Origin of the sequence: Burkholderia sp. HI4860 (genome assembly GCF_002223045.2) — a bacterium.
GTDB lineage: Bacteria > Pseudomonadota > Gammaproteobacteria > Burkholderiales > Burkholderiaceae > Burkholderia.
On sequence record NZ_NKFO02000003.1, the window covers coordinates 1,864,455 to 1,879,818 of the forward strand.

17 protein-coding genes are annotated in these 15,364 nt (G+C 67.6%); 16 read left to right on the forward strand and 1 reads right to left on the reverse strand.

Annotated elements, in window-relative coordinates:
• Positions 1 to 28 precede the first annotated feature (28 nt).
• On the forward strand, positions 29 to 1,588 hold the full coding sequence (locus CFB34_RS23905) for a DHA2 family efflux MFS transporter permease subunit (RefSeq protein WP_089438886.1): 1,560 nt from the start codon (positions 29 to 31) through the stop codon (positions 1,586 to 1,588).
• Between the two features lie 39 nt (positions 1,589 to 1,627).
• On the opposite strand, the gene CFB34_RS23910 is transcribed toward CFB34_RS23905, so the two are convergent.
• On the reverse strand, positions 1,628 to 2,554 hold the full coding sequence (locus CFB34_RS23910) for a LysR family transcriptional regulator (RefSeq protein WP_089438885.1): 927 nt from the start codon (positions 2,552 to 2,554) through the stop codon (positions 1,628 to 1,630).
• Between the two features lie 140 nt (positions 2,555 to 2,694).
• Here CFB34_RS23910 and CFB34_RS23915 point away from each other — a divergent pair, with 140 nt between their 5' ends.
• The 15 genes from CFB34_RS23915 (at position 2,695) to CFB34_RS23985 (ending at position 15,199) form a co-directional block, all read left to right on the forward strand.
• A complete protein-coding gene (locus tag CFB34_RS23915) occupies positions 2,695 to 3,171 on the forward strand; it encodes a CidA/LrgA family protein (RefSeq protein ID WP_089438884.1) in 477 nt (158 codons plus the stop codon).
• 13 nt (positions 3,172 to 3,184) lie between these two features.
• On the forward strand, positions 3,185 to 3,907 hold the full coding sequence (locus tag CFB34_RS23920; RefSeq protein WP_039351943.1) for an LrgB family protein: 723 nt from the start codon (positions 3,185 to 3,187) through the stop codon (positions 3,905 to 3,907).
• A gap of 249 nt (positions 3,908 to 4,156) precedes the next feature.
• Positions 4,157 to 4,693: a flagellar basal body-associated protein FliL gene (gene fliL, locus CFB34_RS23925; RefSeq protein ID WP_089424119.1), complete on the forward strand. Its 537-nt coding sequence runs from the start codon at positions 4,157 to 4,159 to the stop codon at positions 4,691 to 4,693.
• A gap of 22 nt (positions 4,694 to 4,715) precedes the next feature.
• Positions 4,716 to 5,714 (forward strand): flagellar motor switch protein FliM, encoded by a 999-nt coding sequence (gene fliM / locus CFB34_RS23930; protein WP_089438883.1) that lies wholly within the window; start codon positions 4,716 to 4,718, stop codon positions 5,712 to 5,714.
• Positions 5,707 to 6,198, forward strand: a complete 492-nt coding sequence (gene fliN, locus CFB34_RS23935; protein WP_069246732.1) for a flagellar motor switch protein FliN — start codon at positions 5,707 to 5,709, stop codon at positions 6,196 to 6,198. The genes fliM and fliN overlap by 8 nt, the downstream gene beginning before the upstream one ends.
• Positions 6,195 to 6,758, forward strand: a complete 564-nt coding sequence (gene fliO / locus CFB34_RS23940) for a flagellar biosynthetic protein FliO (RefSeq protein ID WP_089438882.1) — start codon at positions 6,195 to 6,197, stop codon at positions 6,756 to 6,758. The genes fliN and fliO overlap by 4 nt, the downstream gene beginning before the upstream one ends.
• A gap of 36 nt (positions 6,759 to 6,794) precedes the next feature.
• The gene (fliP, locus tag CFB34_RS23945; RefSeq protein ID WP_046550042.1) at positions 6,795 to 7,556 is read left to right on the forward strand and encodes a flagellar type III secretion system pore protein FliP; all 762 of its coding nucleotides are present in this window, start codon (positions 6,795 to 6,797) and stop codon (positions 7,554 to 7,556) included.
• A 20-nt stretch (positions 7,557 to 7,576) separates the two neighbouring features.
• Entirely contained in the window at positions 7,577 to 7,849 is a 273-nt protein-coding gene (gene fliQ, locus CFB34_RS23950; RefSeq protein WP_039351961.1) for a flagellar biosynthesis protein FliQ, read from the forward strand.
• A gap of 23 nt (positions 7,850 to 7,872) precedes the next feature.
• On the forward strand, positions 7,873 to 8,655 hold the full coding sequence (fliR, locus tag CFB34_RS23955; RefSeq protein ID WP_089438881.1) for a flagellar biosynthetic protein FliR: 783 nt from the start codon (positions 7,873 to 7,875) through the stop codon (positions 8,653 to 8,655).
• Between the two features lie 166 nt (positions 8,656 to 8,821).
• Complete coding sequence (locus CFB34_RS23960; RefSeq protein WP_089438880.1) at positions 8,822 to 9,826, forward strand: ABC transporter substrate-binding protein; 1,005 nt, start codon at positions 8,822 to 8,824, stop codon at positions 9,824 to 9,826.
• Positions 9,827 to 9,947: 121 nt separating this feature from the next.
• Positions 9,948 to 10,745, forward strand: a complete 798-nt coding sequence (locus tag CFB34_RS23965) for an ABC transporter ATP-binding protein (RefSeq protein ID WP_039351969.1) — start codon at positions 9,948 to 9,950, stop codon at positions 10,743 to 10,745.
• A 37-nt stretch (positions 10,746 to 10,782) separates the two neighbouring features.
• On the forward strand, positions 10,783 to 11,640 hold the full coding sequence (locus CFB34_RS23970; RefSeq protein WP_089438879.1) for an ABC transporter permease: 858 nt from the start codon (positions 10,783 to 10,785) through the stop codon (positions 11,638 to 11,640).
• Positions 11,641 to 11,728: 88 nt separating this feature from the next.
• Complete coding sequence (locus CFB34_RS23975) at positions 11,729 to 13,096, forward strand: sensor histidine kinase (RefSeq protein ID WP_089439026.1); 1,368 nt, start codon at positions 11,729 to 11,731, stop codon at positions 13,094 to 13,096.
• A gap of 13 nt (positions 13,097 to 13,109) precedes the next feature.
• Complete coding sequence (locus tag CFB34_RS23980) at positions 13,110 to 13,787, forward strand: response regulator (protein ID WP_069246727.1); 678 nt, start codon at positions 13,110 to 13,112, stop codon at positions 13,785 to 13,787.
• Positions 13,788 to 14,068: 281 nt separating this feature from the next.
• The gene (locus CFB34_RS23985; protein WP_089438878.1) at positions 14,069 to 15,199 is read left to right on the forward strand and encodes a porin; all 1,131 of its coding nucleotides are present in this window, start codon (positions 14,069 to 14,071) and stop codon (positions 15,197 to 15,199) included.
• Positions 15,200 to 15,364 lie beyond the last annotated feature (165 nt).

The following is a 15,364-nucleotide window of genomic DNA, read 5'->3' on the forward strand; positions in this document are numbered from 1 at the left end:
TCGCGCGCGCCGCGTCTAGGAGATTCCGATGTCCGCCACCACGGCATCCGCCGCCCCCGCCGCCGAACCCGCGCCGTTGTCCGGCGGTGCGCTCGCGTTGCTCACCGTCGGGCTTGCGCTCGGCACCTTCATGGAAGTGCTCGACACGTCGATCGCGAACGTCGCGGTGCCGACCATTTCCGGCAGCCTCGGCGTCGCGACGAGCGAAGGCACCTGGGTGATCTCGTCGTACTCGGTGGCGTCCGCGATCGCGGTGCCGCTCACCGGCTGGCTCGCGCGGCGGGTCGGCGAGGTGCGGCTGTTTACGCTGTCGGTGCTCGCGTTCACGATCGCATCGGCGCTGTGCGGCCTCGCGACCAACTTCGAGACGCTGATCGCGTTCCGGCTGCTGCAGGGCCTCGTGTCGGGGCCGATGGTGCCGCTGTCGCAGACGATCCTGATGCGAAGCTACCCGCCCGCGAAGCGCGGGCTCGCGCTCGGGCTATGGGCGATGACGGTGATCGTCGCACCGATCTTCGGCCCGTTGCTGGGCGGCTGGATCAGCGACAACTACACGTGGCCGTGGATCTTCTACATCAACCTGCCGATCGGCATCTTCTCGGCGACCTGCGCGTATTTCCTGCTGCGCGGGCGCGAGACGAAGACGTCGAAGCAGCGGATCGACGCGATCGGCCTCGCGCTGCTCGTGATCGGCGTGTCGTGCCTGCAGATGATGCTCGACCTCGGCAAGGACCGCGACTGGTTCAACTCGACGTTCATCGTCGCGCTCGCGCTGATCGCGGTCGTGTCGCTCGCGTTCATGCTCGTGTGGGAGGCGACCGAGAAGGAGCCGGTGGTCGACCTGTCGCTGTTCAAGGACCGCAACTTCGCGCTCGGCGCGATGATCATCTCGTTCGGCTTCATGGCGTTCTTCGGCTCGGTCGTGATCTTCCCGCTGTGGCTGCAGACGGTGATGGGCTACACGGCCGGCAAGGCCGGCCTCGCGACCGCGCCGGTCGGGCTGCTCGCGCTCGTGCTGTCGCCGCTGATCGGCCGCAACATGCACCGGCTCGACCTGCGGATGGTCGCGAGCTTCGCGTTCATCGTGTTCGCCGGCGTGTCGATCTGGAATTCGACGTTTACGCTCGACGTGCCGTTCAACCACGTGATCCTGCCGCGGCTCGTGCAGGGGATCGGCGTCGCGTGCTTCTTCGTGCCGATGACGACGATCACGCTGTCGAGCATCTCCGACGACCGGCTCGCGAGCGCATCGGGGCTGTCGAACTTCCTGCGCACGCTGTCCGGCGCGATCGGCACGGCGGCCAGCTCGACGTTCTGGGAGAACGACGCGATCTACCACCACGCGCGGCTGTCGGAATCGGTGAGCGTGTATGCGCAGAGCACGACCGACTACCAGGGCGCGCTGTCGCAGCTCGGCATCGTCGGCCAGACGGCCAATGCGCAGCTCAACCAGCTCGTCACGCAACAGGGCTTCATGATGGCGACCAACGACTTTTTCCTGCTGTCGGCGTTCATGTTCGGCGCGCTCGCGGCGCTCGTGTGGGTCACCAAGCCGAGGAAGGGCGCGGGGCCGGCGATGGGGCATTGACGGCGCGGCGGGCGGCTGTTGAGCCCGCCTCGGCAGACGTCACTCCCTCGCCCGCAACCCGCCGAACGCCAGATCGTCACCCGGCGCGATCGGCAGCGTCGCTCGCGCCACGTCGAGCCACGCACGCGCCGCGTGCGACAGATACCCCTTCTTCAGCCACCCAAGTGCGATCGCCCACGTGATCTCCGGCTCGACGATCGGCCGGCACGTGAACTGGCCCGCGTCGAGCCGCCGGCAATAGGGCTCGGGCAGCAACGCGATGCCGACCCCCGCATGCACGAGCGCGGCCATGAAATCCCAGTGGCCGCTGCGGCTCACGATCGACGGCGTGAAGCCCGCCTTTCGGCATGCGTCCAGCACCGCATCGTGCAGCGCGAGGCTTTCCGCGTAGAACACGAACGACTCGCGCGCGAGATCCGCGAGCGGCACGGCTGCGTGATCCTCCCAGCGCGACTCGCGCGGCGCGACGAGCCACAGCGGCGCGCGCACCATCGGCAGCCGTTCGAAGGTGCCGGGATCGACCGGCTCCAGCAGCCCGCCGAGCTCCAGTTCTCCCGACGTCAGCGCGGCCTCGATCATCCGCGCGCCCTGCTCGAACAGCTTCAGCTCGATGTTCGGATAGCGCTGCTTGTACGCGGCGATGATCGGCGTGAACAGCGAGCCGCCGAGCGGCGGGATGCCGATCGTCAGCTCGCCCCGCCCGAGCGTGCCGAGATCGTTCAGCTCCGACTGCAGCTGCGCCTGCGCGGCGAGCACGTCCTGGCCGCGCTGGAACACGATCCGCCCCGCGTCGGTCAGCACCATCTGCCGGCCGTCGCGCAGCAGCAGCGGCGAACCGATCTCGTCTTCCAGCGCCTTCACCATCTTGCTGATGGTCGGCTGGGTCACGAACAGCTTGTCGGCGGCCGCCGTGAAGCTCTGCTGGCGAACCACCTCGACGAAGTACCGCAACGCGCGCAATTCCATCGATGACTCCCCAAAGTGGTGCGGCGATCAGAAAGCGAATTCCGAATTGGAATGATAAGGATAGAGACAAGTCATTTTATTTATGGTTAGGGGAAACCCTATACTCCCACCATCAACGGAATATCTGTAGGGAGCCTGCCATGACCAAGCCGACCGCCGCACTCGTCGCCCGCCCCGCCGCTTCGGGCAGCCTGGCCCGCACGGGCCGGATCGCGCTGCAGGCCGCCGCGCTCGGCGTGCTGTGGATGGCGGTCGACTGGGCCGTGCGCAAGATCGGGCTGCCGATTCCGTCCGGCGTGATCGGCCTCGCGGTGCTCCTCGTGCTGCTGTTCTCGGGCCGCGTCGCGCCCGCCTGGGTGAAGGACGGCGCGAACTGGCTGCTGTCCGACATGCTGCTGTTCTTCGTGCCGGCCGCCGTCGCGGCCGTGCAGTACGGCGGGCTGTTTCGCGAGGACGGCTGGCGCATCGCGCTGGTGATGCTCGCCGGCACCGCGTTCGTGATGGTCGCGGTGGCCGTCGCGGTCGATCTCGCCGCGAAGCTCGAGCGCCGGCTCGCCGCGCAGCGCGTGTTCGCCGAACGCCGCCGCACGCGTCTCACCGCCGCGTCCGCCCACTGAGCCGGAGCCTGCCATGCTTGCCGCATTGTCGAACCTGTCCGCCGACCAGGCGAACACCGCGATCTCGTTCGGCTGCTTCGTGCTGACGGTCGTGCTGTATTTCGCGTCGAAGCGGCTCTACGCATACAAGAAGACGCTGCTGTTCTCGCCGCTCGTGTTCGTGCCGGGCGTGCTGGTGCTGCTCGTCCTGCTGACCGGCATCCCGTATTCGGTCTACTTCCACGACACGCGCTGGCTGATGTGGCTGCTCGGCCCGGCGACGATCGCGTTCGCGGTGCCGATCTACGACTATCGCGACCTGATCCGCCGCCACTGGCTGTCGCTGTCGGTCGGCGTCGCGGTCGGGATCTGTGCAGGCGTGTGCGGGTCGCTGCTGCTCGCGAAGCTGCTGCACCTGTCGCCAGAGCTGCAGCGCTCGCTGATGACGCGCTCGGTGTCGACGCCGTTCGCGCTCGCCGTGTCGGACAAGATCCACGCGCCGAAGGATCTCACCGCGCTGTTCGTGATCGCGACCGGCATCTGCGGGATGCTGCTCGGCGAGCTGGTGCTCGCGCTGGTGCCGATGCGCACGCGGCTCGCGCGCGGCGCGCTGTTCGGCGCGGCCGCCCACGGCGTGGGCACCGCGAAGGCGCGCGAGATCGGCAGCGAGGAAGGCGTCGTGTCGAGCCTGACGATGATGATCGCGGGCGTCGCGATGGTGCTGATCGCGCCGCTCCTGACGCTGCTGCCGATCTGACCGGGCGGCGGCGGCCCGCCAAACGCCGGCCCGGCCTGGCGCGATCGTGCCTGCCGCCATCGGCGCGGCAGGCTCCGCGAGGCAAAAACGACGCCCTCTCCCGGCCACGCCCGCCTCAACCGCCCGCCCCGGCGGCCCTTTCCGCCCCCACTTACCCTGCATCGAGCCGACACCCGGCCGACAATCGGCTGAGATAGCCGCAAATCCCCCCTCTTTTCCGCCCATCGGCCACGGCCCGGATGCCGAACAATGCATGCTACGAGACATCACGCACGCATTCACATGGCCTCCACGACCGCAAACCCGACCGCCGACAAGCCGGCTTCCTCCGGCAAGTTCAAGCGCATCGCGCTGATCGCCGTCATCGCGCTGGGCGCGGCAGCCGCCGCAGCCGGCGGCATGTACGTGTTCCTGAGCAAGGAAGGCGTCGGCCATGCGAGCAAGCCCGCCGAGCCGGCGCCGCTGGCCGCGCCGGTGTTCTTCCCGCTCGACCCGCTGACCGTGAACCTGCAGTCCGACGACGGCGCGCAGCACTACCTGCGCGTCGGCCTGTCGCTGAAGCTCACCGACTCGAAGGCCCAGGAGCAACTGACCGCGCGGATGCCGGAGATCCGCAGCCGGATCCTGCTCGCGCTGTCGAACAAGCATCCCGAGGAGCTCGCGACCCCGGACGGCAAACGTTCGCTCGCGAAGGAACTGCGGGAGCTGATCGAGCAGCCGACGCAGCCGGGCAACCAGCGCGCGAAGGTCGACGACGTGTTGTTCACCGAGTTCGTCGTCCAGTAACGCGGCCGCGAAAGGAGCGCGTATGGGTCACCAGGAGTTCATGTCCCAGGAGGAGGTCGATGCCCTCCTCAAGGGCGTCACGGGCGAAGCCGATTCAGTCGACGAACAGCGCGACACATCGGGCGTCCGCCCCTACAACATTGCGACGCAGGAGCGGATCGTCCGCGGCCGGATGCCCGGCCTCGAGATCATCAACGACCGCTTCGCGCGCCTGCTGCGGATCGGCATCTTCAACTTCATGCGGCGCACGGCGGAAATCTCCGTCAGCCAGGTGAAGGTGCAGAAGTACAGCGAGTTCACCCGCAACCTGCCGATCCCGACGAACCTGAACCTGGTGCACGTGAAGCCGCTGCGCGGCACGTCGCTGTTCGTGTTCGACCCGAACCTCGTGTTCTTCGTCGTCGACAACCTGTTCGGCGGCGACGGGCGCTTTCACACGCGCGTCGAGGGCCGCGATTTCACGGCCACCGAGCAGCGAATCATCGGCAAGCTGCTGAACCTCGTGTTCGAGCACTACACGACCGCATGGAAGAGCGTGCGGCCGCTGCAGTTCGAATTCGTGCGCTCGGAAATGCACACGCAGTTCGCGAACGTCGCGACGCCGAACGAGATCGTCATCGTCACGCAGTTCTCGATCGAGTTCGGGCCGACGGGCGGCACGCTGCACATCTGCATGCCGTACTCGATGGTCGAGCCGATCCGCGACGTGCTCGCGTCGCCGATCCAGGGCGAGGCGCTCGAAGTCGACCGCCGCTGGGTGCGCGTGCTGTCGCAGCAGGTGCAGGCCGCCGAAGTCGAGCTGACCGCGAACCTCGCCGAGATCTCGTCGAACTTCGAGAAGATCCTGAACCTGCGCGCGGGCGACGTGCTGCCGCTGGAAATCGAGGACACGATCACCGCGAAGGTCGACGGCGTGCCGGTGATGGAATGCGGCTACGGAATTTTCAATGGTCAATATGCGTTGCGCGTGCAGAAGATGATCAGCGCGGGCGATTCGATGAAGGAAGGTGGATATGAGTGAGCTGAACCAGACGCCCGAGGACGACGCACAAGCGATGGCCGACGCGGCCCTCGCGGCCTCGGCCGCCGCCGCGCAGGCGGCACCGGCCGCGGCGGAAGAAGATCCGGGCATGGACGACTGGGCGGCCGCGCTCGCCGAGCAAAACGAGCAGCCGGTGCCGGCCGGTGCGACGGGCGCCGGCGTGTTCCAGCCGCTGTCGAAAGCCGCGGCAAACACGACGCACAACGACATCGAGATGATCCTCGACATCCCGGTCAAGATGACCGTGGAGCTCGGCCGCACGAAGATCGCGATCCGCAACCTGCTGCAGCTCGCGCAGGGTTCGGTCGTCGAGCTGGACGGCATGGCCGGCGAGCCGATGGACGTGCTCGTGAACGGCTGCCTGATCGCGCAGGGCGAGGTCGTGGTGGTCAACGACAAGTTCGGTATCCGCCTGACCGACATCATCACGCCGGCCGAACGCATCCGGAAGCTGAATCGATGAACGTAGTAAAGCCCGGCCGCCGCGTGCGCGTCGCAAGCGTGGCAGCGGCTGCCGCGGCCATTGCGGCGGCGCTCGCCACCGCACCGGCCGGCGCCGCCGACATGAACGCGGTGAACCACCCCGGGTCGATCGCATCGAGCGTGATGGTCGGCTCGGCCGCACCGTCGCTCGGCGTCGGCGCGGTGCTGCAGACGCTGGTCGGGCTCGCGGTCGTGATCGGTCTCGTGTTCGCGTGCGCGTGGCTCGCGCGCCGCTTCGGCTTCCAGCATGCACGCCGCGGCGGCCCGCTGAAGGTCGTGTCGAGCGTCGCGGTCGGCGCGAAGGAAAGCGCGACGATCGTCGAGATCGGCGATACCTGGCTCGTGCTCGGCGTCGCGCCGGGCAACGTGCGATTGCTGCACACGCTGCCGGCCGGTGCGGCGGCGGCCCCGGTTTCCGCCGACGCGCCCGCCGGCGCTGCACCGTCCGAAGGCGGCCTGCCCGGCACGTTCGGCTCGCGGTTTCGCGACGCGCTCGCGGGCGAAGCCGCGAAGCGCCTCGGTCGCGGCAAGGACCGCTGACATGGCGCCGCGCCCTCTTTCCGACCCCGCATTCCAATGAAACACGCCTTCCTGCATCGCGCGGCGCGCTTCGCGCCCGTGCTGATCCTCTGCCTCGCCCCCGCGCTCGCGTATGCGCAGGCGAACGGCCTGCCCGCGTTCAACGCGAGCCCGGGCCCGCATGGCGGCACCACGTATTCGCTGAGCGTGCAGACGATGCTGCTGCTCACGATGCTGTCGTTCCTGCCGGCGATGCTGCTGATGATGACGAGCTTCACGCGCATCATCATCGTGCTGTCGCTGCTGCGTCAGGCGCTCGGCACCGCGACGACGCCGCCGAACCAGGTGCTCGTCGGCCTCGCGATGTTCCTCACCTTCTTCGTGATGTCGCCGGTGCTCGACCGGGCGTACAACGACGGCTACAAGCCGTTCTCCGACGGCTCGATGCCGATGGAGCAGGCGGTGCAGCGCGGCGTCGCGCCGTTCAAGACCTTCATGCTGAAGCAGACCCGCGAGACCGATCTCGCGCTGTTCGCGAAGATCTCGAAGGCCGCGCCGATGCAGGGGCCCGAGGACGTGCCGCTGTCGCTGCTGGTGCCGGCGTTCGTCACGAGCGAGCTGAAGACCGGCTTCCAGATCGGCTTCACGGTGTTCATCCCGTTCCTGATCATCGACATGGTCGTCGCGAGCGTGCTGATGTCGATGGGGATGATGATGGTGTCGCCGTCCACCGTGTCGCTGCCGTTCAAGCTGATGCTGTTCGTGCTGGTCGACGGCTGGCAGCTGCTGATCGGCTCGCTCGCGCAGAGCTTTACGTAAGCCGCGGAGGAACACGCACGATGACGCCCGAACAAGTGATGACGCTCGCGCACCACGCGATGATGGTCGGCCTGCTGCTCGCGGCCCCGCTGCTGCTGGTCGCGCTCGCGGTCGGCCTGGTCGTGAGCCTGTTCCAGGCCGCGACGCAGATCAACGAAGCGACGCTGTCGTTCATCCCGAAGCTGCTCGCGGTCGCCGCGACGCTCGTGATCGCCGGCCCGTGGATGATGACGACGATGCTCGACTACCTGCGGCAGACGCTGCTGCACGTCGCGACGCTCGGCGTCGGCTGAGCCACGCGCACCACCCGGCGGCGATGTTCTCGGTTACCTACGCGCAGCTCAACGGCTGGCTCACGGCGTTCCTGTGGCCGTTCGTGCGGATGCTCGCGCTCGTCGCGACCGCGCCCGTCGTCGGCCATGCGTCGGTGCCCATCCGCGTGAAGATCGGCCTCGCCGCGTTCATGGCGCTCGTCGTGGCGCCTACGCTCGGCGCGATGCCAGACGTCACCGTGTTCTCCGCGCAGGGCATCTGGATCGTCGTCATGCAGTTCCTGATCGGCGTCGCGATGGGCTTCACGATGCAGATCGTGTTCGCGGCCGTCCAGGCGGCCGGCGACTTCATCGGGCTGTCGATGGGGCTCGGCTTCGCCACCTTCTTCGATCCGCACACGAGCGGCGCGACACCCGCGATGGGCCGCTTCCTGAACGCGATCGCGATGCTCGCGTTCCTCGCGGTGGACGGCCACCTGCAGGTGTTCGCCGCGCTCGCCGCGTCGTTCCAGTCGCTGCCGGTGTCGGCCGACCTGCTGCACGCGCCCGGCTGGCGCACGCTCGCGTCGTTCGGCACGACGGTGTTCGAGATGGGGCTGCTGCTCGCGCTGCCGGTGATCGCGGCGCTCCTGATCGCGAACCTTGCGCTCGGCATCCTCAACCGCGCGGCGCCGCAGATCGGCGTGTTCCAGGTCGGCTTTCCCGTGACGATGCTCGTCGGGCTGTTGCTCGTGCAACTGATGATCCCGAACCTCGTGCCGTTCGTGGCGCACCTGTTCGACATGGGGCTCGACGCGATGGGGCGCGTGCTGACCGGCTGGCGCTGAGCGCCTGCCGCCCCCGTTTCCCGCCTGTTCCGGCCCGCCGTTGCTGGAAAACCCCTAAAGGAACCGCCAACCCGCGAAAGGTTGCAGAAGGTTTCGCCTCCCTATACTCGTCGTGACGATGCAGCAAGCATCGCGCCACATGAATACAACGAACGGAGACGACCCGATGCGACCCATCCTGCGCACCCTCGCCGTTGCAGCCAGCCTGAGCTGCGCGCTTGCCGCTCAACCCGCTTTCGCCGACGACGGCGGCAAGATCACGATCATGGTCGGCGGGATCGCGAAGCTCATCTACCTGCCCGCGCGGCTCACGCAGGAGCTCGGCAACTTCAAGGCCGAAGGGCTCGACGTCGAGCTGCTGTCGCAGCCGGCCGGCGTCGACGCCGAGAACGAACTGCTGGCAGGCGCCGTGCAGGGCGTGGTCGGCTTCTACGACCACACGGTCGACCTGCAGAGCAAGGGCAAGGACGTGAAGGCGATCGCCGTGCTCTGCCAGGTGCCGGGCGAAGTCGAGATGGTGTCGACCAAGGCCGCGCCGACCTTCAAGTCGATGGCCGACTCGAAGGGCAAGACGCTCGGCGTGACGGGCCTCGGCTCGTCGACGAGCTTCCTCACGCAATACCTCGCGCTGCAGCACGGCGTGCAGTCGACCCAGTACACGATGCTGCCGGTCGGCGCCGACGCGAGCTTCATCGCCGCGATCAAGCAGGGCCGCATCGATGCCGGGATGACGACCGAGCCGACGGTCTCCGCGCTCGAGAAGATGGGTGACGCGAAGGTGCTGGTCGACCTGCGCACGCTGGAAGGCACGCGCGCCGCGCTCGGCGGCACCTATCCGGCCGCGAGCCTGTACGTGCAGTCGGCCTGGGCCGATGCGCACAAGGATCAGGCGACCAAGCTCGCGCATGCGTTCGCGAAGACGATGCAGTTCATCCACACGCACAGCGCCGATGAAATCGCCGCGAAGATGCCGGCCGACTACCAGAAGGACAAGGCGCTGTACGTGAGCGCGCTGAAGGCGTCGCTGCCGATGTATACGGCCGACGGCAAGATGCCGGCCGACGGCCCGGCGACCGTGCTGAAGGTGCTGTCGGCGTTCAACCCGTCGGTGAAAGGCAAGCACATCGACCTGGCGCGCACCTACACGAACGATTTCGTGAACGCGAAGTAAGCGAACCCGGCAGTCGCGCCGGCAGCGGCGATCCCGCCGCCGTGCGCGCCCCGTTCCGGCCCGGTTGACCGGCCCGGCGTCGCCACGATGCGACGCCCTCCTCACCCGCAGGATCAATGCGATGAACCAGGCAGTCTCCCCGAGCACACCGGCGATCGAGTTTCGCAATGTGTCGTGCCGCTTCATTTCGCCGGAAGGCAAGGCCACCGTCGCGCTGCGCGACTTCAGCATGAGCGTCGCGCGCGGCGAGTTCATCGCGATCGTCGGCCCGACCGGCTGCGGCAAGTCGACCACGCTGAACCTGATCACCGGGCTGCTCAAGCCCGCAACGGGCGAAGTCCGCGTGATGGGCCGCCCGGTCGACGGGATCGACCCGCGCATCGGCTTCGTGTTCCAGGCCGACGCCGTATTTCCGTGGCGCAACGTGATCGACAACGTCGCGGCCGGCCCGCTGTTTCGCGGCCGCTCGAAGGACGTCGCGTACACGCAGGCCGAGGAATGGATCCGCAAGGTCGGCCTCGACAAGTTCACGAAGCACTACCCGCACCAGCTGTCCGGCGGGATGAGGAAGCGCGTCGCGCTCGCGCAGACCTTCATCAACCAGCCGGAAATCCTGCTGATGGACGAGCCGTTCTCCGCGCTCGACATGCAGACGCGCACGCTGATGCAGGACGAGCTGCTGCAGCTCTGGTCCGCGAACAAGGGCTCGGTCGTGTTCGTCACGCATGATCTGGAAGAGGCGATCGCGCTGGCCGACCGCGTGTTCGTGCTGACCGCACGCCCCGCCACGCTCAAGCGCGTGTACGAGATCGACCTGCCGCGCCCGCGCGTCACGTCGGAGATCCGCTACGACACGCGCTTCATCGAAATTTCCAAGGACATCTGGCACGACCTGCGCGAAGAAGTGCAGATCGGCTGACGCATACGCTCAAGGCAAGGACCGCAAGGACAGGAGCATGACCGACATGACGCTTCCCCCCACCGCCATTCCGGCGACGTCGCTCGAGGACGAGTCGCGCGCCGCTCAAACCCGCCTGCGCCGCCGCCGGCAACTGATCATCGGCCTGCGGATCGCCGTGCTCGTGATCGTGCTGGGCGGGTGGGAACTCGCCGCACGGCTGAAGTGGATCGATCCGTTCTTCTTCTCGCAGCCGACGCTGATCTTCGCGCAGATCCAGGACTGGTTCGTCAACGGCACGTCGCAAGGCCCGCTGCTCACACAGGTGTGGGTCACGCTCGAGGAAACCGGCATCGGCTTCGTGATCGGCTCGGTGGCCGGCGTGATCTGCGGGATCGTGCTCGGCCGCAACAAGCTGATGGCCGACGTGTTCGGCCTGTACATCCAGATCGCGAACTCGATTCCGCGCGTCGTGCTCGGCTCGATCTTCGTGATCGCGCTGGGCCTCGGGATGGCGTCGAAGATCGCGCTGGCCGTCGTGATGGTGTTCTTCGTCGTGTTCGGCAACGCGTTTCAGGGCGTGCGCGAAGCCGACCGCTACCTGATCGCGAATGCGCAGATCCTCGGTGCGTCGCGCCGGCAGATCACCACGTCGGTCGTGATCCCGTCCGCGCTGAGCTGGATTCTCGCCAGCCTGCACGTGAGCTTCGGTTTCGCGCTGGTCGGTGCGGTCGTCGGCGAATTCCTGGGTTCCAAGCAGGGCATCGGCCTGCTAATCTCCACCGCCCAGGGCGCGTTCAACGCGAGCGGCGTGTTCGCGGCGATGATCGTGCTGGCGGTGGTTGCGCTGGCCGCCGACTACCTGCTGACGTGGCTCGAGAAGCGGCTGCTGAAGTGGCGCCCCGCGGCGTTCTGAACGCCTCGGACGGACGCCTGACATGACACACCCGACCGCGCCGGCGACCCCGGCGCGGTTCGGCATTTCGGAGAAGGAGCGCAACGGGATGGCGCACAGCCTGCGCGGACGGCTGCTGTGGTGGCTGCTGCTGCCGCTCGCGGTGTTCGTGCTGATCGCCGGCGCGATGTCGTACGACACCGCGCGGACCACGGCCGCGCTCGTGCAGGACAGCGCGCTCGTCGCGTCGGCGCGCACGATCGGCGAGGACGTCGAGTGGCGCGACGGGCGGCCGGCGGCCGACGTGCCGCCCGCCGCGCTGGAGATCTTCGAATCGCCGTCGCGCGACTCGGTGTTCTACAAGGTGATCGACGGCCACGACGGCCTGCTCGCCGGCAATCCTGCGCTCGACCTGCCGGCGCGGCACGGCGTCGAGCCGACGCTGTACGACACGTCGCTCGACGGCGTGCCGCTGCGCGCGGTGGCCTACGACCGTCAGTTGTACGACGAGGGGCAGATCGAGACGGTGACGGTGGTCGTCGCGAAGACGACGCGTTCTTACGGCGCGATGGTCGCGACGATCTGGCGGCCGCAGCTCGTGCGCCTGTCGCTGATGCTGGTGCTCGCGGTGGTGCTCGTCTATCTCGGCCTCACGCTCGAGCTGCGCCCGCTGATGAAGCTGAAGGACGACGTGGCCGACCGCGGGCCGATGGAGCTGGAGCCGATCCGCCCCGAGCGGCTGCAGCACGAGTTGCGACCGATCGTCGACGCGATCAACCAGTGCATCGCGCGGCTGAACACGCACACGGCCACGCAGCGCCGTTTCATCGCGGATGCCGCGCATCAGCTGCGCACGCCGATCGCGGTGCTCGATACGCAGATCCAGTACGCGCAGCAGCGCGGCAACGACGATCGTGAACTCGCGTCGGTGCTCGACAGCATGCAGCGCAGCAGCCGCAAGATGGCCGACGTGACCGACAAGCTGCTGCTGCTCGCGCATGCGGAAGCGACGCCGTCGACGCTGCTGACCCATCGCGTCGATCTCGCGGCCGTGGTGTCGAGCGTGCTGGAAGAGACGATCGTGCTCGCGCAGCAGCGCAATATCGATCTCGGCGCCGATCTCGGCGAACGGCTCGACGTCGCCGGCAGCGACAGCCTGCTGACCGCGCTGGTGATGAACCTCGTCGACAACGCGGTGCGCTATACGCAGCCGGGCGGCTGCGTGACGGTCTGCGCCCGCCGCGACGGCGACGCAATCGTGCTCGACGTGGTCGACAACGGCCCCGGCATCCCGGCCGAAGCGCGGCCGCACGTGTTCAAGCGGTTCTACCGCGTGTCGGCCGACACCGAAGGCTCGGGCCTCGGGCTCGCGATCGTCCGCGAGATCGCACAGGCGCACGGTGGCAGCGTGTCGCTCGCGCCGGGCGCCGGCAATCGCGGTATCGTCGTAACCGTACGGCTGCCCGCCTACGAATGAAGAGAAGGCCGTCATGAAACTCCTGCTGGTCGAAGACAACGCCGAACTCGCGCACTGGATCGTGAACCTGCTGCGCGGCGAGGATTTCGCGGTCGATGCCGTCGGCGACGGCGAGCGCGCCGATACGGTACTGAAAACCGAACGCTACGACGCGGTGCTGCTCGACATGCGCCTGCCCGGCATCAGCGGCAAGGAAGTGCTCGCGCGGCTGCGCCGCCGCAACGACAACGTGCCGGTGCTGATGCTGACCGCGCACGGCTCGGTCGACGACAAGGTCGACTGCTTCGGCGCGGGCGCCGACGACTACGTCGTGAAGCCGTTCGAATCGCGCGAGCTGGTCGCGCGGATCCGCGCGCTGATCCGCCGGCAGGCCGGCGTCGGCACGACGCAGCTCGTGTGCGGCGATCTCGTCTACGCATTCGGCACGCGCGAATTCCGCTGCGGCGAAACGGTGCTCGCGCTGCGCCGCCGCGAGCATGCGATCCTCGAAACGCTGATGCTGCAGCAGAACAAGACGGTGTCGAAGGCCCGCCTGATGGACAGCGTGTTCGCGCTCGACGACGAGCCGAGCGCCGACGCGATCGACATCTACATCCACCGGCTGCGCAAGCATCTCGCGGGCAGCACGGCCGAGATCATCACGCTGCGCGGGCTCGGCTACATCCTGCGCATGAAGAGCACGCAGGACTGACGGGCCGCTTTGCGCGCCCTGAATACCGATTCGTAGCACGAAACGTCATCGATGCATGCCGGCGCCCCCGGCTTGCCTGCTTCCGTCCGCCTGCCCGATCCGCGATTGTTGCGCGTTCGGTGTTTTCACCGATCCGATTCTTGCGGCCGGGAAAGCGTCGTGAAGGATTGCACCCTCTACGATGCTACGCGTCGGCCCTCTCGCTGTGGCCGGCAAGAGTCGGCATACATTGCGTACTGCCAACGACCAGATTCCAATGCGGCAGCTCGGAGGAGACGATCTTGAGACGAAAAACCATTGCCCTTTCCATCGCGGCGGCTGGCCTGTGCGCCGGCACCCAGGCGCATGCGCAGTCGAGCGTGCAGCTCTACGGCCTGATGGACCTGAGCTTTCCGACCTACCGGACCCACGCCGACGCGAACGGCAATCACGTGATCGGGATGGGCAACGCAGGCGAGCCGTGGTTCAGCGGCAGCCGCTGGGGCCTGAAGGGCGCTGAAGACATCGGCGGCGGCACGAAGATCATCTTCCGCCTCGAAAGCGAATTCGTGGTCGCGAACGGCCAGATGGAAGACGAAGGCCAGATCTTCGACCGCGACGCGTGGGTGGGCGTCGAGGACGAACGCTTCGGCAAGCTGACGGCCGGCTTCCAGAACACGATTGCCCGCGATGCGTCCACGATCTACGGCGATGCGTACGGTTCCTCGAAGCTGTCGACCGAGGAAGGCGGCTGGACCAACTCGAACAACTTCAAGCAGATGATCTTCTACGCGGCCGGCCCGACCGGCACGCGCTACAACAACGGCGTCGCGTGGAAGAAGCTGTTCAGCAACGGCATCTTCGCGAGCGCCGGCTACCAGTTCAGCAACTCGACCGCGTTCGCGACCGGCTCCGCGTACCAGGTCGCGCTCGGCTACAACGGCGGGCCGTTCAACGTGTCGGGCTTCTACAACCACGTGAACCACGACGGTTACCGGAACCAGACGTTCTCGGTCGGCGGCAACTACACGTTCGACATCGTGCGCCTGAACGCCGGCTACTTCCGCTACAACGGCGACCAGGGCTCGCTCGGCCAGCGTCACGACGATTCGTGGACGGTGTCGATGAAGATCGCGCCGAAGGGCGCGCTCGACTATGAGCTCGGCTACCAGCAGATGCGCATCAAGAACGCCGCGAACAACGCCGACGGCTTCACGCCGAACGCCAACCTCGGCGCGTTCAGCCTGACCAACGGCGTCGCCAACGGCTTCAAGGAGACGATCTACGGGTCGGTGTTCTACCACCTGAGCAAGCGCACCGAGGTCTACCTGGCCGGCGACTATATGAAGCTGCATGGCGGCTACACGGTGTCGTCGACGTTCGGCGCAAAGAACCAGCTCGAACTGACGTCGGGCATCCGCACGCGCTTCTGACCCGAAACGGGGCCCGACGGGCCCCGCCCCACCCTCCGTCCGGGGTTCTCCATGCGGGCACGCCGGCGCCGGGCGTCGACCGTGCCCTTTTTTTCGTCCTTTCCGGCGGGCTCCGGCGGATGCCCTCCAGGCGGCCGCCGGCCGACCTTGCGACAACCCGCCCGA

Bases quoted from the DNA above. Each gene is read 5' to 3' on its own strand.
- CFB34_RS23905 (WP_089438886.1), top strand. From the start codon at position 29: ATGTCCGCCACCACGGCATCCGCCGCCCCCGCCGCCGAACCCGCGCCG.
- CFB34_RS23910 (WP_089438885.1), bottom strand. From the start codon at position 2,554: ATGGAATTGCGCGCGTTGCGGTACTTCGTCGAGGTGGTTCGCCAGCAG.
- CFB34_RS23915 (WP_089438884.1), top strand. From the start codon at position 2,695: ATGACCAAGCCGACCGCCGCACTCGTCGCCCGCCCCGCCGCTTCGGGC.
- CFB34_RS23920 (WP_039351943.1), top strand. From the start codon at position 3,185: ATGCTTGCCGCATTGTCGAACCTGTCCGCCGACCAGGCGAACACCGCG.
- fliL (WP_089424119.1), top strand. From the start codon at position 4,157: ATGCATGCTACGAGACATCACGCACGCATTCACATGGCCTCCACGACC.
- fliM (WP_089438883.1), top strand. From the start codon at position 4,716: ATGGGTCACCAGGAGTTCATGTCCCAGGAGGAGGTCGATGCCCTCCTC.
- fliN (WP_069246732.1), top strand. From the start codon at position 5,707: ATGAGTGAGCTGAACCAGACGCCCGAGGACGACGCACAAGCGATGGCC.
- fliO (WP_089438882.1), top strand. From the start codon at position 6,195: ATGAACGTAGTAAAGCCCGGCCGCCGCGTGCGCGTCGCAAGCGTGGCA.
- fliP (WP_046550042.1), top strand. From the start codon at position 6,795: ATGAAACACGCCTTCCTGCATCGCGCGGCGCGCTTCGCGCCCGTGCTG.
- fliQ (WP_039351961.1), top strand. From the start codon at position 7,577: ATGACGCCCGAACAAGTGATGACGCTCGCGCACCACGCGATGATGGTC.
- fliR (WP_089438881.1), top strand. From the start codon at position 7,873: ATGTTCTCGGTTACCTACGCGCAGCTCAACGGCTGGCTCACGGCGTTC.
- CFB34_RS23960 (WP_089438880.1), top strand. From the start codon at position 8,822: ATGCGACCCATCCTGCGCACCCTCGCCGTTGCAGCCAGCCTGAGCTGC.
- CFB34_RS23965 (WP_039351969.1), top strand. From the start codon at position 9,948: ATGAACCAGGCAGTCTCCCCGAGCACACCGGCGATCGAGTTTCGCAAT.
- CFB34_RS23970 (WP_089438879.1), top strand. From the start codon at position 10,783: ATGACCGACATGACGCTTCCCCCCACCGCCATTCCGGCGACGTCGCTC.
- CFB34_RS23975 (WP_089439026.1), top strand. From the start codon at position 11,729: ATGGCGCACAGCCTGCGCGGACGGCTGCTGTGGTGGCTGCTGCTGCCG.
- CFB34_RS23980 (WP_069246727.1), top strand. From the start codon at position 13,110: ATGAAACTCCTGCTGGTCGAAGACAACGCCGAACTCGCGCACTGGATC.